This window comes from Cupriavidus sp. 01T418 (genome assembly GCF_056398885.1).
Genome location: NZ_JBFTQG010000001.1, coordinates 317,967 through 335,986, shown reverse-complemented (window position 1 = coordinate 335,986; position 18,020 = coordinate 317,967). Strand labels below are relative to the sequence as shown.

Annotated in this window: 16 protein-coding genes; 11 read left to right on the top strand and 5 right to left on the bottom strand. The window is 65.0% G+C overall.

The annotated features are described in order from the left end of the window. The first annotated feature begins 1 nt into the window (after window position 1). Both AC1DQ3_RS01540 and AC1DQ3_RS01535 read left to right on the top strand, forming a co-directional pair. Complete coding sequence (locus tag AC1DQ3_RS01540) at window positions 2-3,097, top strand: efflux RND transporter permease subunit (protein ID WP_477118401.1); 3,096 nt, start codon at window positions 2-4, stop codon at window positions 3,095-3,097. Window positions 3,098-3,157: 60 nt separating this feature from the next. Then, window positions 3,158-3,331, top strand: a complete 174-nt coding sequence (locus tag AC1DQ3_RS01535) for a hypothetical protein (protein ID WP_477118400.1) — start codon at window positions 3,158-3,160, stop codon at window positions 3,329-3,331. Window positions 3,332-3,391: 60 nt separating this feature from the next. Here AC1DQ3_RS01535 and AC1DQ3_RS01530 read toward each other — a convergent pair whose 3' ends face one another. After that, a complete protein-coding gene (locus AC1DQ3_RS01530) occupies window positions 3,392-4,333 on the bottom strand; it encodes a LysR family transcriptional regulator (RefSeq protein ID WP_477118399.1) in 942 nt (313 codons plus the stop codon). A gap of 121 nt (window positions 4,334-4,454) precedes the next feature. On the opposite strand from AC1DQ3_RS01530, the gene AC1DQ3_RS01525 reads away from it, so the two are divergent. Beyond that, window positions 4,455-5,231 (top strand): SDR family oxidoreductase, encoded by a 777-nt coding sequence (locus AC1DQ3_RS01525; RefSeq protein ID WP_477118398.1) that lies wholly within the window; start codon window positions 4,455-4,457, stop codon window positions 5,229-5,231. 180 nt (window positions 5,232-5,411) lie between these two features. Continuing rightward, the gene (locus tag AC1DQ3_RS01520) at window positions 5,412-6,260 is read left to right on the top strand and encodes a DUF3047 domain-containing protein (protein ID WP_477118397.1); all 849 of its coding nucleotides are present in this window, start codon (window positions 5,412-5,414) and stop codon (window positions 6,258-6,260) included. A 104-nt stretch (window positions 6,261-6,364) separates the two neighbouring features. Here AC1DQ3_RS01520 and pcaD read toward each other — a convergent pair whose 3' ends face one another. The 4 genes from pcaD to AC1DQ3_RS01500 form a co-directional block, all read right to left on the bottom strand. After that, entirely contained in the window at window positions 6,365-7,150 is a 786-nt protein-coding gene (gene pcaD / locus AC1DQ3_RS01515; RefSeq protein WP_477118396.1) for a 3-oxoadipate enol-lactonase, read from the bottom strand. A 7-nt stretch (window positions 7,151-7,157) separates the two neighbouring features. Continuing rightward, entirely contained in the window at window positions 7,158-8,141 is a 984-nt protein-coding gene (locus AC1DQ3_RS01510) for a tripartite tricarboxylate transporter substrate binding protein (protein WP_477118395.1), read from the bottom strand. 97 nt (window positions 8,142-8,238) lie between these two features. Next, on the bottom strand, window positions 8,239-8,517 hold the full coding sequence (catC, locus tag AC1DQ3_RS01505) for a muconolactone Delta-isomerase (RefSeq protein ID WP_477118394.1): 279 nt from the start codon (window positions 8,515-8,517) through the stop codon (window positions 8,239-8,241). Between the two features lie 67 nt (window positions 8,518-8,584). Further along, window positions 8,585-9,706, bottom strand: coding sequence for a muconate/chloromuconate family cycloisomerase (locus AC1DQ3_RS01500; RefSeq protein ID WP_477118393.1), 1,122 nt, complete (start codon window positions 9,704-9,706; stop codon window positions 8,585-8,587). Between the two features lie 116 nt (window positions 9,707-9,822). Between AC1DQ3_RS01500 and AC1DQ3_RS01495 the strand changes: the two genes are divergently transcribed. The 7 genes from AC1DQ3_RS01495 (at window position 9,823) to AC1DQ3_RS01465 (ending at window position 17,739) form a co-directional block, all read left to right on the top strand. Beyond that, window positions 9,823-10,719: a LysR family transcriptional regulator gene (locus AC1DQ3_RS01495; RefSeq protein WP_477118392.1), complete on the top strand. Its 897-nt coding sequence runs from the start codon at window positions 9,823-9,825 to the stop codon at window positions 10,717-10,719. 143 nt (window positions 10,720-10,862) lie between these two features. Further along, on the top strand, window positions 10,863-12,311 hold the full coding sequence (gabD, locus tag AC1DQ3_RS01490) for an NADP-dependent succinate-semialdehyde dehydrogenase (RefSeq protein ID WP_477118391.1): 1,449 nt from the start codon (window positions 10,863-10,865) through the stop codon (window positions 12,309-12,311). Between the two features lie 338 nt (window positions 12,312-12,649). After that, on the top strand, window positions 12,650-13,528 hold the full coding sequence (locus AC1DQ3_RS01485) for a LysR substrate-binding domain-containing protein (RefSeq protein WP_477118390.1): 879 nt from the start codon (window positions 12,650-12,652) through the stop codon (window positions 13,526-13,528). Between the two features lie 168 nt (window positions 13,529-13,696). Then, window positions 13,697-14,446, top strand: coding sequence for an SDR family NAD(P)-dependent oxidoreductase (locus tag AC1DQ3_RS01480; protein ID WP_477118389.1), 750 nt, complete (start codon window positions 13,697-13,699; stop codon window positions 14,444-14,446). Window positions 14,447-14,525: 79 nt separating this feature from the next. After that, entirely contained in the window at window positions 14,526-15,851 is a 1,326-nt protein-coding gene (locus AC1DQ3_RS01475) for an MFS transporter (protein WP_477118388.1), read from the top strand. Window positions 15,852-15,895: 44 nt separating this feature from the next. Then, window positions 15,896-16,741 (top strand): transketolase, encoded by an 846-nt coding sequence (locus tag AC1DQ3_RS01470; protein ID WP_477118387.1) that lies wholly within the window; start codon window positions 15,896-15,898, stop codon window positions 16,739-16,741. Continuing rightward, the gene (locus AC1DQ3_RS01465; protein WP_477118386.1) at window positions 16,738-17,739 is read left to right on the top strand and encodes a transketolase family protein; all 1,002 of its coding nucleotides are present in this window, start codon (window positions 16,738-16,740) and stop codon (window positions 17,737-17,739) included. The genes AC1DQ3_RS01470 and AC1DQ3_RS01465 overlap by 4 nt, the downstream gene beginning before the upstream one ends. Window positions 17,740-18,020: the final 281 nt, after the last annotated feature.

Sequence of the window (18,020 nt, the reverse complement as noted above, 5' to 3'; positions counted from 1 at the left end):
GATGGTCTTCTCGCCCATTAAAAGCATCCTCAAGCGGCGCCTGGTGATCGTGTTCCTGGCGATCGGCCTGCTGGCGGCCGGCGTGCTGAGCTTCCTGCGGCTGCCGCTGCAGGCCTATCCTGGCGTGGCGCCGGTCACGGTGCAGGCCATCACCCAGTGGCCCGGCCGCAGCACGGTCGAAGTCGAGCAGCAGATCACGATTCCCGTGGAAAACGCACTGGCCAGCGTGCCGGATGTGCAGTCCTTCCGCTCGGTCTCGCTGTTCGGGCTGTCGGTGGTGACCGTCAAGTTCAAGGAGGGCGTGGACAATTTCAAGGCGCGCCAGAACTTCGTCACCTACCTGTCGCAGGCCAGCCTGCCGCCCGGCGTGCAGCCCAACCTGTCGCCGGACGGCGACGCCACCGGTGAAATCCTGCGCTACCGGGTCGAAGGTAACGGCATTGACGTGACCACGCTGAAGACCTACCAGGACTACGACATCTACAAGGAGATCAAGCACGTTTCCGGAGTGGCCGACATCACGGCCTTCGGCGGCAAGGTCAAGCAGTACCAGATCGTGCCGACGCCGGAGAAACTGCAGGCTTACGGGCTCTCGCTCAAGCAGGTGGTCGACGCGGTGTCGAACGCCAACGCCAATGCCGGCGGCGGCCTGATGAAGTCCGGCGAGCAGCAGTTCGTGGTGCGCGGCGTGGGCCTGTTGCAGACGCTCGACGATATCCGCAACGTGACCGTCTCCGTGTCCAACGGCGTGCCGGTCCGGGTGCGCGATATTGCGGAAGTCCGGGTGGGCAACACGCCACGCCTGGGCATGGTGCAGTTCGACCACCATGACGATATCGTCGAGGGCATCGTGCTGATGAAGCGCGACGAGAACGCCACCGAGGTACTGGCGCGGGTGCGCGACAAGATCGCGGACATCAACCAGAACGTGCTGCCGAAGAGCATCCAGGTCAAGACCTTCTACGACCGGCAGAACCTGCTCGACCTCACCATGGGTACCGTCGAGCACGCGCTGTTCGTCGGCATCTCGCTGGTGCTGATCGTGCTGTTCATCTTCCTCGGCAGCTTCCGTGCCGCGGCGGTGGTGGCGGCGGTGATCCCGCTGGCCTTATGCGTGTCCTTCATCAACATGGACCATTTCAAGGTGCCGGCCAACCTGATCTCGCTCGGGGCGATCGACTTCGGGCTGATCGTGGATGCCGCGGTGATCGTGATGGAGAACATCATGCGCCACCTGGAGGAAGGCGAGTCCAATGTCGAGGATGGCATCGTCAAGGCCACCAGCGAAGTGCAGCGCGCGATGATCTTTTCCACCGGCATCATCATCGTGGCCTACTCGCCGCTGTTCTTCATGGGCGGGGTGGAAGGCATCATTTTCCAGCCGATGGCCTTCACCATGGGCTTCGCGTTGCTGGCGTCGATCGTGCTGGCGCTGACCTTCGTGCCGGCGGTGACATCCTTTGTGTTCCGCGGTTCGCTGCGGCCGCACTCGCCGAAGTTCATCGCCGTCATTCTGAGCGCCTACAAGCCGTTGCTGCGCAAGCTGCTGAAGAAGCCCGGCCTGGTGTTCCTGGCTGCCTTTATCGGCCTGGCCGGCACGCTGTACAGTTCGCGCTACCTCGGCACCGAATTCCTGCCCACGCTGGAAGAGAACAACCTGTGGCTGCGCATCACGCTGCCCAACACCGTTGATCTCGACTATTCGGCCTCCATCGCGCGCGACCTGCGCGGCTTCTTCCGCGAGCAGCCCGAGGTAAGGACCGTGTCGGTACAGATCGGGCGCCCCGACGACGGCACCGACTCCACCGGCGTGTTCAACCAGGAATACGCCCTCTACTTCAAGCCCCCGGCCGACTGGCCCAAGGGCACCACCAAGCAGCAGGTGGTGGATCGGCTGTCCAGGCACCTGGATCGCATCCCGGGTATCGAGTACAACTTCTCGCAGTACATCCAGGACAACGTGAACGAGGCGCTGTCCGGGGTCAAGGGTGAGAATTCGGTGAAGATCTACGGCTCCGACCTGGTGACGCTGCAAGACAAGGCCAAGGAAGTCGAGTCCATCCTCAAGAAGGTACCGGGCCTGGCCGACGTGGGCATCTTCAAGGAACTGGGGCAGCCCACGCTGAACATCACCGTGGACCGCGAGAAAAGCGCGCGCTTCGGCATGAACGTCAGCGACATCCAGACCGCGGTGCAGTATGCCGTCGGCGGCGACAACGTCACCAATATCCTGGAGGGCGAGAAGACTTTCGGACTGTCGGTGCGGCTGCACGACCAGGCACGCAACAACCCGGACGTGATCGGCCGCCTGCTGGTAGATACGCCTGACGGCCAGCGCATCCCGCTGTCGATGGTGGCCAAGGTGGAAGCGACGGATGGTCCATTCTTCGTCTACCGCGAAACCGGCAAGCGCTACATCGCCATCAAGTTCGGCGTGCGCGGGCGGGACCTGGGCAGCGCGGTGGCCGAGGCACAGGACAAGGTGAACATGGCCGTGACGCTGCCGGCGGGCTACAGCATCTTCTGGGACGGCCAGTTCAACCAGATGAAGATCGCGCAGAAGAAGCTCGCCGTGATCGTGCCGCTGACCATCCTGGTCATCTTCCTGCTGCTGTATAGCACCTTCGGCAACTTCAAGGATGCGCTGATGGTGGTTCTGAACGTCCCGTTCGCGGCCATCGGTGGCTTGCTGTCACTGCATATCGCGGGCGAGACCTTGTCGATCTCGGCGGGTATCGGCTTCCTGTCGCTGTTCGGCATCGCGATCCAGGACGGGGTGATCCTGATCTCCTACGTCAACCGGCTGGCGCAGTCCGAAGACCTGCATGAAGCCGTGGTCGAGGGCGCCGCGCTGCGGCTACGCCCGGTGGTGATGACGGCCATGCTGGCGGGCCTGGGCCTGCTGCCGGCGGCGCTGTCGCACGGCATCGGCTCGGAAGCGCAACGGCCGCTGGCGCTGGTGATCGTGGGCGGCATGGTGACCACCACGCTGCTGACCTTGCTGGTGCTGCCGGTGGTGTTCTCCTGGGTCAACCGCAATCGCAGGCGCAAGGGCGGCCCCGATGCAGCCTCGCTGACGCCGGCCGAAGGCATCTGAAGCTGAACCAACCAGTGGCCGGTACGCGCGGGTGCGCCGGCCACGCAACAGGAGTCCATCATGAACTTGCGAAAGAAGGCACCGGCGGCGCTGCTGGCCGTCCTGCTTGGCGCCGCTGCCGGGGTCGCCGGCGCCGCGCCGCAAAAGACGTCGGCAGGCAGCAAGCAACAGTCGGCACAGTCCGGCAAGCCGTCAAACCGGAACTCGGTGCTGCCGTCCAGCGTTCGGAAATAGCCGGCTGCCGCGCTTGAGCGCCGATCGTGTAGTTCGCATCGAGCGGCGCTCCGACGGGAATCAGGCCCTGCTTCCCGTCTCTTCCCCCGTCCCTGTTCCCTCGCCCTTCCCGTTCCCCGCCGACTCAAACACTTCGCGCAGCCATTGCACGAAGACGCGCACGCGCGACGACAACTGGCGGTTCTGCGAATACAGCACCGAGACCGGCATCGGCGGCGGCGGCATAGCCGCCAGCACGACCCGCAGGCGACCCTCCTTCAGTTCCGCGGCCACGCGATAACGCGGCACCTGGACCAGCCCCAGCCCGGCCACCGCGGCACCGGCATAGAGGTCGGCGCCGGTGACCGAGACGGTGGCCGCCAGCTGCACCGCCGTCACGCGTGCGTCCACGGTGAACGCCATCGGCACGGCCTTGCCTGTCGCACTGGAGATGTAGTTGACCGCGCGATGTGCCGACAAAGTCTCCAGGTCCTCCGGCTCGCCGTGCTTCGCCAGATAGGCCGGACTCGCCACGGTCACCTGTTCCAGCAGCGCGACGCGCCGGCCCACCATCGAAGAATCCTGCAGGTTCCCCGCACGCAGTACGCAGTCGATCCCTTCCCGCACCAGGTCCACCAGGCGGTCGTCCTCGCCAATGTGGACTTCCAGGCCGGGATACTGCGCCAGGAATCCCGGCAGCGCGGGCACGACGAAATGGCGCGCCAGCGTGCCTTGCAGGTTCACGCGCAAGAGACCCTTGGGCGCGGCATCCCTGAACGAGCCCTCCGCCTCTTCCAGGTCGGCTATCAGGCGCACGCAGCGGCGGTAATGCGCCTCGCCGTCGTGGGTCAGCCGCACCGTGCGTGTGGTGCGCTCCAGCAGCCGCGCGCCAAGCCGCAGCTCCATGCGCTTGATCAGGTTGGTGATGGTGGCGCGCGGGATCCGCAGGTCCTCGGAGGCCTGGGTAAAGCTCTGGCGCTCGGCGATGCGCACGAAGGCCTGCATTTCCTGGAATCGGTCCATGGTAACGCCCGGCGGATTGTTAAAGTGAATGGAGCAATGATAGCAAGTATGGACAAATTATCTTCCCATCGGAATGGTCCACTATTCGTTTCACCAACCCGCCACCTGAAGGAAACGGATCATGAGCAACACCAGCCACCACGCCAACCACGCCAGCCACAACGCCAACCACGGCAAAGTCGCCATCGTGACCGGCGCATCCCGCGGCATTGGCGCCGCCATCGCCCAGCGGCTTGCCCGTGACGGCTTCGCGGTCGCGCTTAACTACGCTGCCGGCGCGGCGCAGGCCGAGGCCCTCGTGGCCGGGCTGAAGGCGGCCGGCGCGTCGGCCATCGCGGTGCAGGCAGATGTGTCCAGGGCCGGCGATGTGCGTCGCCTGTTCGAGATCACCGAGCAGCAGCTGGGCAAGGCCGACGTGCTGGTCAACAACGCCGGCGTGCTCAAGACCGTGCCGCTGGCCGACACCAGCGACGCACTCTACGACCAGACTTTCGACATCAATGTGCGCGGCACCTTCAACAGCCTGCGCGAAGCCGCCGCGCGCCTCAACGACGGCGGGCGCGTCGTCAACTTCTCCAGCACCACGCTGGCGCTGAACATGCCGGGCTACGCCGTCTACAACGCCACCAAGGCCGCCGTCGAAGCATTCACGCATGTGTTCGCCAAGGAATTGCGCGGCCGCAACATCACGGTGAACGCCGTCGCCCCCGGCCCGATTGCCACCTCGCTGTTTCTCGACGGCAAGACCGAAGAGCAGATCCAGACGTTTGCCAGGATGCCCCCGCTGCAACGCCTGGGCCAGACGGAAGACATCGCCTCCGTGGTCGCCTTCCTCGCCGGTCCCGATGCCGGCTGGGTCAACGGCCAGATCCTGCGCGCCAACGGCGGCGTGGCCTGATCGCTTTGCCCGACACAGAGCTACCGATAGCCACCGATCACAACGCAGCAGGGGAAGCATCATGCCAAGCACCAACCGGCAAGTCATTCCCGTCACCGGCGCAGGCATGGGCAAACGCCCTGCCCTCTGCCTACAATGGGAACAACAAGAACAATGACGGCGCCCATCGGGCAATTCATCATGACCTTCCAACTGGCTTCGAAGCATTTGCCCGCGACGGCGACGGGCCAGGCATTGCCCGGCGCGCATGCGTGCGTGCGGGCCGGACTGCTGGCGTGCGGCTTGTTGCTGGTGCCGGTGCCGCCGGCCCGGGCGCAGGCGTCGGTGGCATCGGCGCCGGCCGCATCGACACCGGTTGCAGCCCCGGCCGCCCCCGGCGCCGCCTTCTCCGCCGGTACGCCAGGCGGCCCGCTACCGGCCGGCTGGAAGAACCTGCCGGTCGCGCATGGCAAGGCGCTGACCCGTTACAGCCTGGTGATGGACGACCACGCCACGGTGCTGGAAGCCGATGCCGCAGCCTCGGCCTCGGCGCTGATGCACAAGGGCAATGTCGATCTGGAGGAAACGCCGCAGCTGACCTGGCGCTGGAAGGTCGAGCGGCCTATCGACGACGCCGACAACAGCGTCGCGTCGAAGGAAGATGCGCCGGCGCGCGTGGTATTCCTGTTCGACGGAGATACGAGCAAGCTGTCGCTGGGCGACCGTACCGCCATCAAGCTTGCCAGGACGCTGGCGGGAGAGGATTTGCCCTACGCCACGCTGATGTACATCTGGTCCAATACCGCGCCGGTCGGCACGGTCATCGACAATCCCCACACCTCGCGAATCAGGATGATCGTGGTTTCGGGCGGCGCCGATGGCATAGGCAAGTGGCTGACGCTAAGCCGTAACGTGGAGCAGGACTACGAGCACGCCTTCAACGAGAAGCCGGGCAGGGTTACCGCCTATGGATTGCTCACCGATACGGACAATACCGGCGCAACGGCGCGCGCCTGGTATGGGGATCTTCGGTTCAGGCCGGCGAAGTAGCCGCACGAGGCGCGGTGCGGCAAAGGCGCAGGATCTGCCACGGTCACGCCCTGAAGCCAGGTCAGAACCATGGCATGGATTGCTCGCCTTCCGGGTGCCCCGCCTTATTCCCCCAGGAACCTGCACGCCGCTTCGGCAAACTCCCGAGGCTGCTCCCAGTTGGACAAGTGTGCCCCGTCCAGCTCCACATAGCGCGCTCCGGCGATCCCATCTGCGACCTCTCGGCCTTGTGCCGGCGTGGTGGCCAGGTCGTGCGTGCCTGCGATCACCAGCACCGGGCTGGCGATACGCGATAGCAGCGGACGCAGGTCCGCATCGCGCACGGCGGCGCAATTGGCCGTGTAGCCTTCAGGCGATGCGTCCAGCAGCGTCTGCCGCACCGGGGCGATGCGCTGCGCATCGCCGGCCAGCCAGCCGGCGCTGAACCAGCGCGCCAGCACGGCGTCGACGATGGCCGCCATACCCTGGGCGCGGACCGTCTGGATGCGGGTATCCCAGCCGCTGGCCGGCCCGATCAGGGCCGCGGTGTTGGCCAGCACGAAGCGCTCGAAGCGTTCCGGGTGGCTGGCGGCCAGCCACATGCCGGTCATGCCGCCCATCGACAGCCCGCAAAAGTGCGCGCGCTTGACGCCGGCGTGATCCATGATGGCCAGCACGTCCTGCCCCAGTTCGGCAAACCCGAACGGCTCGGAGGGTGGCGGCAGGCCGGAGCCGCCGTGGCCACGCGTGTCATAGCGCAGCACACGGAAACGGGACAGCAGGCTGTCCATCTGCGGCGCCCACATCCGCAGGTCGGTGCCGAGCGAATTGGACATGACCAGCACGGGCGCGTCCGGCGCTCCCTCGATCTGGTAGTGCAGCGCGATGCCTTGGTTGAATGCGGTAGTCATGACGATCTCAGTCTGCGCGGATGCCGCGTTCGCGGATCAGCTTGCCCCACTTGTCGGTTTCAGCGGCGAGGTGCTTGCCCAGTTGCGCGGGCGTGCTGCCGATCGGCTCGGCGCCGATGCCGGCCAGGCGGGTACGCACCGACGGCTTGGCCAGCGCGTCCACCATGGCCTGGTTCAGGCGCGCGACCACGGCGGGCGGCGTCCTGGCCGGCACGAACGCGGCAAACCACGGCGACAGGTCATAGCCCTTCACGCCGGCTTCGGCCATGGTCGGCACGTTGGGCAGCGCCGACGAGCGCCTGGTGGTGGTCACAGCGATCGGCGTGAGTTTGCCGGCGTCGATATGCGGCTTGGCCGAGGTGATGCTGTCGAACATATAGTCGACCTGGCCGCCCAGCAGGTCCGTCATGGCCGGGCCGCTGCCCTTGTAAGGCACATGCAGCATCTTGACCCCGGTCAGCGAGGTGAACAGCTCACCGGCCAGGTGGATGGAGGTGCCGTTGCCGGCCGAAGCATAGGTGTACTTGTCCGGCGTGGCGCGCGCGGCGGCGATCAGGTCGGGCACCGTGGCGGGCAGCTTCCTGACCTTGTTCGTGACCAGCACATTGGGCACCACCGCGAGCAGCGAGACCGGCGCGAAGTCCTTCACCGGGTCATAGTTCAGCCGGCCGTACAGGGCGGGGTTCACCGCCATGCCGTTGGCCACGATGATCAGCGTGTAGCCATCCGCGGGAGAGCGCGCCACCAGCTCGGCGCCGATATTGCCGCCTGCGCCGGGGCGGTTTTCCACCACGATCGCCTGACCCATCGACTTCGACATTTCCTCGCCCAGCGTGCGGGCGATATTGTCCATCGCGCCACCGGCGGGGAATGGCACGACCCAGCGGATCGGGTGATCGGGGTAGGCGCCGGCATGGGCGGACGGCAGCACGGCCAGGGTGGCCAGCGCGCAGGCGCAGGCGGCCCAGGCGCGCAGGAAAGGCAAGCGCATCAAAATCTCCTCCAGTTGGATTTGGAGTGAAAGCTGGTTTTCGGGTCGCGGCCATCGAAGGCCGCGGCGGTGCTCATGGTTACGGCAGACTGCGGGCTTACTTGATCGACGACGGATGCCTGGCCAGCGGCGTGACATGGATCTCCATGTACGGGAACAGCGGCAGGCCGGAGAGCATCGCGTGCAGATCGTCGTTGGACTCGGCGTCGAAGACGCTGTAGTTGGCGTACTCGCCGACCACACGCCAGAGATGCGGCCATTTGCCCTGGCGCTGCAGATCCTGCGAATACGCCTTCTCGCGCGCCTTGATCTCGTCCGCCTGCGCGGCCGGCATGTCGGCCGGTATCTTTACATCCATTCTCACCAGAAACAGCATCGTTGATTCCTCGGGTCTGCGTTCGTCTGCGTTCGTCTGCGTTTGTTTGTATCGGGCCGGGCGCGCCTCAGGCGGCACGGCGGTAATGCGACAGCTTATCCTCGTCCAGCGTCAGGCCAAGCCCCGGGCCAACCGGCAGGTGCAAGGCAAAGTCGCGGTACTCGGGGCGTGCCGTCACCACATCGTCCTTGAGCAGCAGCGGGCCGAACAGCTCGGTGCCCCAGGCCAGCCGGGGCAACGTGGAAAAGCCGTGGGCAGCGGCGATCGTGCCTACGCTGCCTTCCAGCATGGTGCCGCCATAGAGCGCAATGCCGGCGGCATCGCCCACCGCCGCGGTACGCAGCATCTCGAAGATGCCGCCCGACTTCGAAATCTTCAGCGCGAACACGTCCGCCCCGGCGATACGCGCCAGTTCCATGGCGTCCTCCGGGCCGCACACGGATTCGTCGGCCATCACCGGCACCACGAAGCGTGCCGCCAGCCGTGCCAGCGCGCTGCGCTGCTCGCGCGGCACCGGCTGCTCGACCAGGTCGATGCCGGCGGCTTCCAGCATGGCGATGCCAGTGGCGGCGTCGGCCTCGTTCCAGGCCTGGTTGACGTCCACCGTGACGCAGGCGCGGTCGCCCAGCGCGCGCTTGATGGCGGATACGTGCGCTACGTCGTCACGTACCGAGCGCCGGCCGATCTTGAGCTTGAAGGTGTTGTGGCGGCGCGCCTCGAGCAGCGACTCGGCCTCTTCGATGTCGCGGCCGGTATCGCCGCTGGCCAGCGTCCACAGGCAGGCCAGGTTCGGCCGCACCGCGCCGCCCAGCAGCTCGGACAGCGGCAGGCCCAGGCGCTTGCCCTGCGCGTCGAGCAGCGCGGACTCCAGCGCCGACTTGGCAAAGCGGTTGCCACGGGCCACCGAGGCCAGGCGCTGCATGGCGGCGTGGATATTGCACGCATCCATGCCGGCCAGCGCGGGCGCCAGGTAGGTATCGATGGTCAGCTTGATGCCCTCGGGGCTTTCATCGCCGTAGCTCAGGCCGCCGATGGTGGTGGCTTCGCCGATCCCTTCGATGCCGTCGCTGCAACGCAGCCGCACGATCACCAGGGTCTGGCGCTGCATGGTGGTCATGGCAAGCTGGTGCGCCCGGATGGTGGGCAGGTCGACCAGGATGGCTTCGACGGAGGTGACGGTTGCTTTCATGCTGTTTGCCTACCAAGTATGGAATTCGCTGGGATCCAGTATGTGGCTTGACATTCAGGGTGTCCAAGACCGAGTATGTCCCGATCGATACCTTTAAAGTATGGAGGGGCAGGCCCATGGAGCTTCGCCACCTGCGCTATTTCCAGGCTGTCGCGGCCGAACTCAACTTCACGCGTGCCGCGCAACGCCTGCATATCGCCCAGCCGCCGCTGTCGCGCCAGATCCGCCAGCTGGAGGACGAAATCGGCACGGTGCTGCTGGACCGCTCCGCGCGCACGGTGCGCCTTACCGAGGCGGGCCGCTTCCTGCTGGAGCAGTCGCTGCAGCTGAACCAGCGCATCGATGAGATCGTGGAAGGCACGCGGCGCATCGGCCGCAATGAGAAGCGCTGGTTCGGCATCGGCTTCGTGCCGTCGGTGCTGTACGGCTTCCTGCCGGAGTTGATCCGCCTGGTGCGCGGCTCCGACGCGGCACTGGAGGTCGGCCTGTCCGAGCTGACCACCGTGCAGCAACTGGAAGCGCTCAAGGCCGGCCGCATCGATATCGGCTTTGGCCGCATCGTGCTGGACGACCCGGCCATTACCCGCGCGGTGGTGATGGCCGAAACGCTGGTGGCCGCCGTGCCCTGCGGCCATGCTGCGCTGAAGGCCCCCCCGATGACGCCGGCGCAGCTTGCGGCCCACCCCTTCGTGCTTTATCCGGCGCGGCCCCGCCCGAGCTACGCCGACCACGTGCTGGCGCTGTTCCGCACCCAGGGCCTGCAACTGCGCGTGGCCCAGGAAGCCAACGAGCTGCAGACCGCCATCGGCCTGGTGGCCGCCGGACTGGGGATCTGCCTGGTGCCGGCATCGGTGCAGCGCCTGCACCGCGACGACGTGGCCTACGTGCCGATTGACGCACCCGGCTTTACCTCCCCGGTGATCATGAGCTATCGCAGCGACGATCAATCGGCGCTGCTGGCCGAAGTGGTCAACCGCGTGGACGAGCTGGCGCGCAGGCCGCCACACGACTGATCCGCCCCCCGCGGGGAGCACAATGGTGCAGCGTTTCCAGCCGCGGCCGGCAGGATCCGACGAGAGCGCCGGATCCTGCTAACCTGCGGTCAACGGCGTTGCGCCGAATCCCCCCAACATCGCTACGGAACCGGAGCCAGACCATGTTGCAACTCCAAGACCCCACGCTGCTGCGCCAGCAGTGCTTTGTCGACGGCCGCTGGATCGATGCGCAGCGTCATATCGATGTGACCAATCCCGCCACCGGCGAGCGCGTGGGCCAGGTGCCCCTGCTCGGTGCGGAAGAAACCCGCCAGGCCATCGAGGCCGCCAACCGCGCCCTGCCCGCCTGGCGCGCGCGTACCGCCAGGGAGCGCTCCGCGCTGCTGCGCAAATGGTTCGAGCTGCTGCTGGCCAACCAGGACGACCTGGCCCGCATCATGACCGCGGAGCAAGGCAAGCCCTTTGCCGAAGCGCGCGGCGAGATCGGCTATGCGGCCTCTTTCATCGAGTGGTTCGCCGAGGAAGGCAAGCGCGTGTATGGCCAGACCATTCCGGCGCCGGTGAGCAGCCAGCGCATCGTCGTCACCAAGGAACCGGTGGGCGTGTGCGCGGCGATTACGCCGTGGAATTTCCCGGCGGCCATGATCACCCGCAAGGCCGGCCCGGCACTGGCGGCCGGCTGCACCATGGTGGTCAAGCCCGCTTCGCAAACCCCGCTGACCGCGCTGGCAATGGTGGTGTTGGCGGAGCGCGCCGGCATCCCCGCAGGCGTGCTGTCGGTGGTCACCGGCTCGGCCTCCGCCATCGGCGGTGAACTCAGCAGCAATCCGCTGGTGCGCAAGCTCACCTTCACCGGCTCCACCGAAGTCGGCCGCACGCTGATGGCGCAGACAGCATCCACGATCAAGAAGGTGTCGATGGAACTGGGCGGCAACGCGCCCTTTATCGTGTTCGAGGATGCCGACCTGGATGCCGCGGTGGAAGGCGCCATCGTGTCGAAGTACCGCAACGCGGGCCAGACCTGCGTTTGCGCCAACCGCCTGTATGTGCACAGCAAGGTCTATGACGCCTTCGCCGGGAAGCTGGTCGAGGCAGTGCGCGCGCTGAAGGTGGGCGACGGCATGGACGACGGCGTGCGCATCGGACCGCTGATCGACGACAAGGCCGTGATCAAGGTCGAGGAACATATCACCGACGCGATCTCCAAGGGCGCCCGCGTGCTGCAGGGCGGCAAGCGCCATGCGCTCGGCCAGTCGTTCTTCGAGCCGACCGTGCTGGCCGATGTGAAGCCCAACATGCTGGTGGCGCGTGAAGAGACCTTCGGCCCGCTGGCGCCACTGTTCCGCTTCGAGACCGAGGACGAAGTGGTGGCCATGGCCAACGACACGGAGTTCGGCCTGGCGAGCTATTTCTACGCACGCGACCTCGGCCGTGTGTGGCGCGTTTCCGAGCGGCTGGAGTACGGCATGGTGGGCGTCAACACCGGCCTGATCTCCAATGAGGTCGCGCCATTCGGCGGCGTCAAGCAGTCGGGCGTGGGCCGCGAAGGATCGCACTACGGGATCGAGGACTACCTGGTCATCAAGTACACCTGCATGGCTGGCATCTGAGCCATTGCCGTGAAGGAACGGAGCGCATCCGTGCCGCCGCTTTCCTTTGGTTCATCGTCGATCTGCAAAGAGGACGACGGTCGGCGATCGTCTCTTCATCGGCGAGAGGGCGTGTAGCCATAGCGGACGTATTACACCGCCCGTGGCTGCCCCATGCGATATGATCATTGCGGAATCCGCCAGGACAGCGGCAGAGTCTGTGGGAAACGGTGCGCTCCTTGCGCGCCTTGGCTTGCCTCGGGCGTATGCCGCTCACCTGGCCTGCCGAGGTCAGTTGCGACGGGGAGGATCCCCTTGGATTACCTAATCGTCTTGCCGCCGTCACTAGAGAACCGGGTATGCGCATTCCTCCGCTGAAATCGATCATCGCGTTCGAGAGCATTGCGAGAACGAAGAGCGTAAGCCGTGCATCCGAGGAACTGGGCCTGACCGCCTCGGCGGTGAGCCATCAGATTGCCAACCTCGAGTCCATCATTGGGCAGCCACTCTTTTTCCGGCAGGGGCGGGGGCTGGCCCTCACGCCAGTCGGGGAGCAATACTTGCGCGACGTAACAGGATCGCTTGCGGAGCTGAATCGCGCGACCGAACGTGCATCGAGCCAGGCTGAAGTCGACATCCTCAGGGTGCATTCGAGCCCAAGCTTCGGCCTGATGTGGCTGTTGCCGAGGCTGAAATCGTTCCAGGCCGACAATGGCGACATTCAGTTGAACGTAGCCTGCTCCTATGAGGACATCTCTTTCACCAGCGGCTATTACGACATCGATATCCGGTACGGCTACGCGCACTGGCGCGATCTGCAGGTCAAGACAGTGCGCAATGAGTTCATTGCTCCGCTGGCATCGCCTGAGTATCTTGCCAGACACCCTATCCGCACTCCGGCAGACCTGCTAGGCCAGCGCCTGGTCTTCTCCGAGACACCTCTCGTCCAGTGGCAACAGTGGTTTGCCAGGTTTGGCGTCTCAGGCGAGCACCAGGCGTTCGACTTCTCCTTTGACCGCTCATACATGTCGCTGGAGACCGCGGCCCTTGGCATCGGCGTGGCTCTGGAAAGCATGCTGCTGGCGTCGATCCATATCAGCAAGGGGACGCTGGTACCAGTCTTTGACCCGACATTTGCAGTGGAGGTGGGCGCGCACCACATCGTCTGCCCATCGCAGAACGCGGACTTGCCCCGGGTACAGCGGTTTCTCGACTGGATGGATCGGGAACTGAAGTAGGTCCGAGCATCATGCCGCACACGGCTTGTGCGCCGCAGCATTCCCTTGCCGCCCCCCGTCCGCACTGTCATCTGAAAATATCTCAGCAATAGCTGAGACGGACTGCGTTGATCGGATCCAGGCCAGGCACCACACTCGAACCATCATCTCAACAGTCAGGAGACAGACATGATGCTCGAGAACAAGGTAGTCATCGTAACCGGTGCGGCATCCCCCCGCGGCATCGGCAAGGCAACTGCAATCGCGCTGGCCGCGCAGGGCGCCAAAGTCGTGATTCTGGATCTGCGCCTGGAAGACGCGGAGCGGGCAGCGCGGGATCTTGGCGAAGGCCACCTCGGCGTCGCCTGCGATGTCACCGACCTGGCGGCCTGCCAGTCGGCCGCGCGCGCCGCCCTGGAGCAATATGGCCGGATCGATGGCCTGATCAACAACGCCGGCATCACGCAGCCCCTGCGCACCCTGGACATCCTGCCCGGCAACTTCGATGCCGTCATTGACGTGAACCTGCGCGGCACCCTCTACATGTCGCAGGCCGTCCTCCCGCCCATGAAGGAGCAGAAGCACGGCAGCATCGTCTGCATGTCGTCGGTGTCCGCGCAACGCGGCGGCGGCATCTTCGGCGGTCCGCACTACAGCGCGGCGAAAGCAGGCGTACTCGGCCTTGCGCGCGCCATGGCCCGGGAATTCGGCGGCGACAACATCCGCGTCAACTCCATCACGCCGGGCCTGATCCAGACCGACATCACCGGCGACAAGCTGACGCCGGACATGCGGGCCGACATCATCAAGGGGATTCCGCTCGGCCGCCTGGGCAATGCCGCCGACGTGGCCAATGCCTGCCTGTTCCTGGTCAGCGACTTGTCCGCCTACCTGACCGGCATCACTCTCGACGTCAATGGCGGGATGCTGATTCACTGATCGTCCCTCGACTGCCGCCTTCACCTGGCGGAACAATCAGCGCACTCGGGCTAACCCGGGGCGCTTGGCAGGAGACAACATGAAGACCAAATACGCTTCGCCCGTCGCGGGCGATGTGATGGCGCACACGGATGCCGCCACCTTCGAATCAAAAACCTATGCAAAAGTGGTGCGGCGCCTGATCCCGTTTCTGATGCTCTGCTACCTTGGCGCTTATCTGGACCGGGTCAATGTGGGGTTCGCCAAGTTGCAGATGCTCAATGATCTGCGCTTCAGCGAAACCATCTATGGCCTCGGCGCCGGCATCTTCTTTCTTGGATATTTCCTCTTCGAAGTCCCGAGCAACATGATTCTGCACAAGGTGGGTGCGCGCAACTGGCTCGCGCGCATCATGCTGACGTGGGCCGTCATCTCGGCGAGCTTCGTGTTTGTCAGCTCTCCCACCACCTTTTACGTGTTGCGCTTCCTGTTGGGCGTCGCGGAGGCCGGATTTGCGCCTGGGGTCATTCTGTACATGACCTATTGGTTTCCGTCGGAACGACGAGCCAAGGCGCTATCCCTGTTTTTCATGGCGATACCGCTGGCGGGCATCGTGGGCGGGCCGCTGTCCGGCTACATCATGCACGCGTTCCACGGTGTGATGGATCTGGCCGGGTGGAAGTGGCTGTTCGTGCTGGAAGCGCTGCCCTCGCTCGTTCTCGGCATCGCCATCCTGCTCTACCTGGACAACGGCATCCAGAGCGCGAAGTGGCTCACCGAAGCGGAGAAAGCGCTGCTTTCACGCAACGTCGCCGGCGACAACGCCCAGAAGGTCTCGCACGTGTCGATTCGGGGGTTCATCGCCGATCGCCGGCTCTGGCTGATGGCATCCATCTACTTCTGCGTCGTGCTCGGACAGTATGGCTTGACGTTCTGGTTGCCGACCATCGTCAGGAAGGCCGGCGTCGCGGATCCCTTGTGGGTGGGCATCCTTACCGCCTTGCCATACCTGTGCGCGATTATTGCGCTGCCGTTGGTCGGCATGAGCGCGGACCGGCGTCGCGAGCGGCGCCTGCACCTGGCGATCCCGATGCTGGTGGCGGCGGCCGGCTTTGCGACCCTTCCTCTGCTTGGCAGCGTCGCTGCTTCGATCGTCTGCCTGAGCGTCGCGGCAGCGGGCATCCTGACGTCCTCGTCGCAGTTCTGGGCATTGCCCACCGCTTTGCTGGGTGGCATGTCGGCAGCGGCCGGGATCGCCGCCGTCAACTGCTTCGCCAACCTTGCCGGCTTCTTTTCCCCGGCCATCGTCGGCTGGCTCAACGATCTGACCGGAAAATCGACGGCCGGCCTGATCTTTATCTCTGGCGCCATCGTGCTGGGCGCACTGCTGGTCTTCCTTGTGCCAGCGAAGACTGTCAACCGTTGAGCTTCTCCATCCCCTTGACCATCAGATATACGCAGGAGACGAATATGAATTCATCCTCATCCGAAGCGCCCGTGGCACTGCCAGAGCGCGCCTATCGAATCCGCAGGAATGCCCTGTTGATGGGTGAAGTGCAGGGCCAGGGCTATATCGGCCAAGCACTCGACATCGCAGACGTCCTTGCCGTCGCCTACTTCGGTGCCATGCGCTACCGCCCGGAAGACCCCGAATGGGAGCGCCGTGACCGCTTCCTCCTGTCCAACGGGCACTATGCGATCGCGCTGTATGCCGCCTTGTTCGAAGCAGGCATTCTCCCGCCAGAAGAGCTGGAGACGTATGGCAGCGACGATAGCCGCCTGCCGATGTCAGGCATGGCAAGCTACACGCCAGGCATGGAGATGTCTGGTGGGTCTCTGGGGCAGGGCCTGACGATAGCCGTTGGCCGTTGCCTTGGCCTCAAGCGCAAGGGCTCCGATGCCTTTGTCTATACGCTGTTCTCCGATGGCGAACTGGATGAAGGCGCGATCTGGGAAGGCATCATGTCGGCGAGCCACTGGAAGCTGGACAACCTGATCGCAATTGTCGATGTCAACAACCAGCAGGCCGACGGGCCCTCGACGCAGATCATGGCATTCGAGCCGCTGGTGGAGAAGTTGGAGGCGTTTGGCTGGTTTACGCAGCGCGTCGATGGCAACGATATCGAGGCGGTAGCAGCGGCGTTCGATGCGGCGCGATCGCATCCGGGCGCCCAGCCTCGCATGATCGTTTGCGATACGCGCATGGGCTGCGGTGTTCCTTTCCTGGAGCAACGCGAGAAGAATCACTTTATCCGCGTCGACGCCCACGAGTGGCAGCTCGCGCTGGAAGCACTGGAAGCTGGGAGACAAGCATGAGCAACGCAACCTTGAACAAGCCGCGCCTGAAGACATCCGCAATGATCGCGTCGATTGCCGGAGAGGGGCAGGCGACCCGCCCTGCCCCGTTCGGACATGCGCTGGTGGAACTCGCCCGCAACAAGCCCGATGTGATCGCTATGACGGCCGACCTCGGCAAATACACCGACCTGCATCTCTTCGCCAAGGCGTTCCCGGAACGCTACTACCAGATGGGCATGGCCGAGCAGTTGCTGATGGGCGCCGCCGCGGGCCTTGCGCACGAAGGCGCACAGCCCTTCGTCACCACGTACGCGGTTTTTGCCACGCGCCGCGCCTATGACTTCATGCACCAGGCAATCGCCGAAGACAATCTGGATGTGAAGATCGTCTGTGCGCTTCCCGGCCTCACGACAGGCTATGGACCAAGCCATCAGGCCGCCGAGGATCTGGCCTTGATGCGCGCGATGCCGAACATGACCGTCATCGATCCATGCGATGCGCTGGACACCGAGCAAATGGTGCCCGCCATCGCGGCACATCGCGGTCCTGTCTATGCGCGGCTACTGCGTGGCAACGTCCCGGTCGTGCTCGATGAATATGACTATCGCTTTGAACTTGGCAAGGCAAAATTGCTGCGCGACGGCGCAGAGGTGCTCGTGATTTCCTCGGGCATCATGACAATGCGCGCGCTCGAAGTGGCCAAGGCCCTGCAGGCGGATCGCATCGGCACGGCTGTGCTGCACGTGCCGACGATCAAGCCGCTTGACACCGAAACTATCGTGCGCGAGGCAAGACGCTCCGGCCGGCTCATCGTCGTCGCCGAGAACCATACGGTAATCGGGGGGCTTGGCGAAGGCGTGGCGACTGCGCTGATGCGCGCGGGCGTGAGCGCGCCGTTCCAGCAGGTTGGCCTTCCGGACGCGTTCCTCGACGCTGGCGCACTGCCTACGTTGCACGATCGCTACGGCATCTCGGCCAACGTCATGGCGGCAACCATCAAGGGCTGGCTGGGCTGACGAGAGACGAAAGGCCGCAGGCATGCAGGCGCTGTTCGGCGGCGGTGGGGAGGCGGGTGACCCAATGCGCGCCAGGATCGCCGGACTTGGCGAACAACTGCAAAATGTCACAAACGCAGGCCGCTAGGGCTAACCGTTACCGAGCTGCCGAGCCGGCGGATCAGGAGTCCGCCGCCAATGACGGCGAGAATGACCGGTCATCGGCGATCAACGAGCGGCCGGAACTGGCAGCGGATTCAACCGGTAAAGGATTTCGACCCGCCGCTACCCGTTCGTCTCTT

Coding starts and splice junctions, on each gene's coding strand:
- AC1DQ3_RS01540 (WP_477118401.1), top strand. CDS start 2: ATGGTCTTCTCGCCCATTAAAAGCATCCTCAAGCGGCGCCTGGTGATC.
- AC1DQ3_RS01535 (WP_477118400.1), top strand. CDS start 3,158: ATGAACTTGCGAAAGAAGGCACCGGCGGCGCTGCTGGCCGTCCTGCTT.
- AC1DQ3_RS01530 (WP_477118399.1), bottom strand. CDS start 4,333: ATGGACCGATTCCAGGAAATGCAGGCCTTCGTGCGCATCGCCGAGCGC.
- AC1DQ3_RS01525 (WP_477118398.1), top strand. CDS start 4,455: ATGAGCAACACCAGCCACCACGCCAACCACGCCAGCCACAACGCCAAC.
- AC1DQ3_RS01520 (WP_477118397.1), top strand. CDS start 5,412: ATGACCTTCCAACTGGCTTCGAAGCATTTGCCCGCGACGGCGACGGGC.
- pcaD (WP_477118396.1), bottom strand. CDS start 7,150: ATGACTACCGCATTCAACCAAGGCATCGCGCTGCACTACCAGATCGAG.
- AC1DQ3_RS01510 (WP_477118395.1), bottom strand. CDS start 8,141: ATGCGCTTGCCTTTCCTGCGCGCCTGGGCCGCCTGCGCCTGCGCGCTG.
- catC (WP_477118394.1), bottom strand. CDS start 8,517: ATGCTGTTTCTGGTGAGAATGGATGTAAAGATACCGGCCGACATGCCG.
- AC1DQ3_RS01500 (WP_477118393.1), bottom strand. CDS start 9,706: ATGAAAGCAACCGTCACCTCCGTCGAAGCCATCCTGGTCGACCTGCCC.
- AC1DQ3_RS01495 (WP_477118392.1), top strand. CDS start 9,823: ATGGAGCTTCGCCACCTGCGCTATTTCCAGGCTGTCGCGGCCGAACTC.
- gabD (WP_477118391.1), top strand. CDS start 10,863: ATGTTGCAACTCCAAGACCCCACGCTGCTGCGCCAGCAGTGCTTTGTC.
- AC1DQ3_RS01485 (WP_477118390.1), top strand. CDS start 12,650: ATGCGCATTCCTCCGCTGAAATCGATCATCGCGTTCGAGAGCATTGCG.
- AC1DQ3_RS01480 (WP_477118389.1), top strand. CDS start 13,697: ATGATGCTCGAGAACAAGGTAGTCATCGTAACCGGTGCGGCATCCCCC.
- AC1DQ3_RS01475 (WP_477118388.1), top strand. CDS start 14,526: ATGAAGACCAAATACGCTTCGCCCGTCGCGGGCGATGTGATGGCGCAC.
- AC1DQ3_RS01470 (WP_477118387.1), top strand. CDS start 15,896: ATGAATTCATCCTCATCCGAAGCGCCCGTGGCACTGCCAGAGCGCGCC.
- AC1DQ3_RS01465 (WP_477118386.1), top strand. CDS start 16,738: ATGAGCAACGCAACCTTGAACAAGCCGCGCCTGAAGACATCCGCAATG.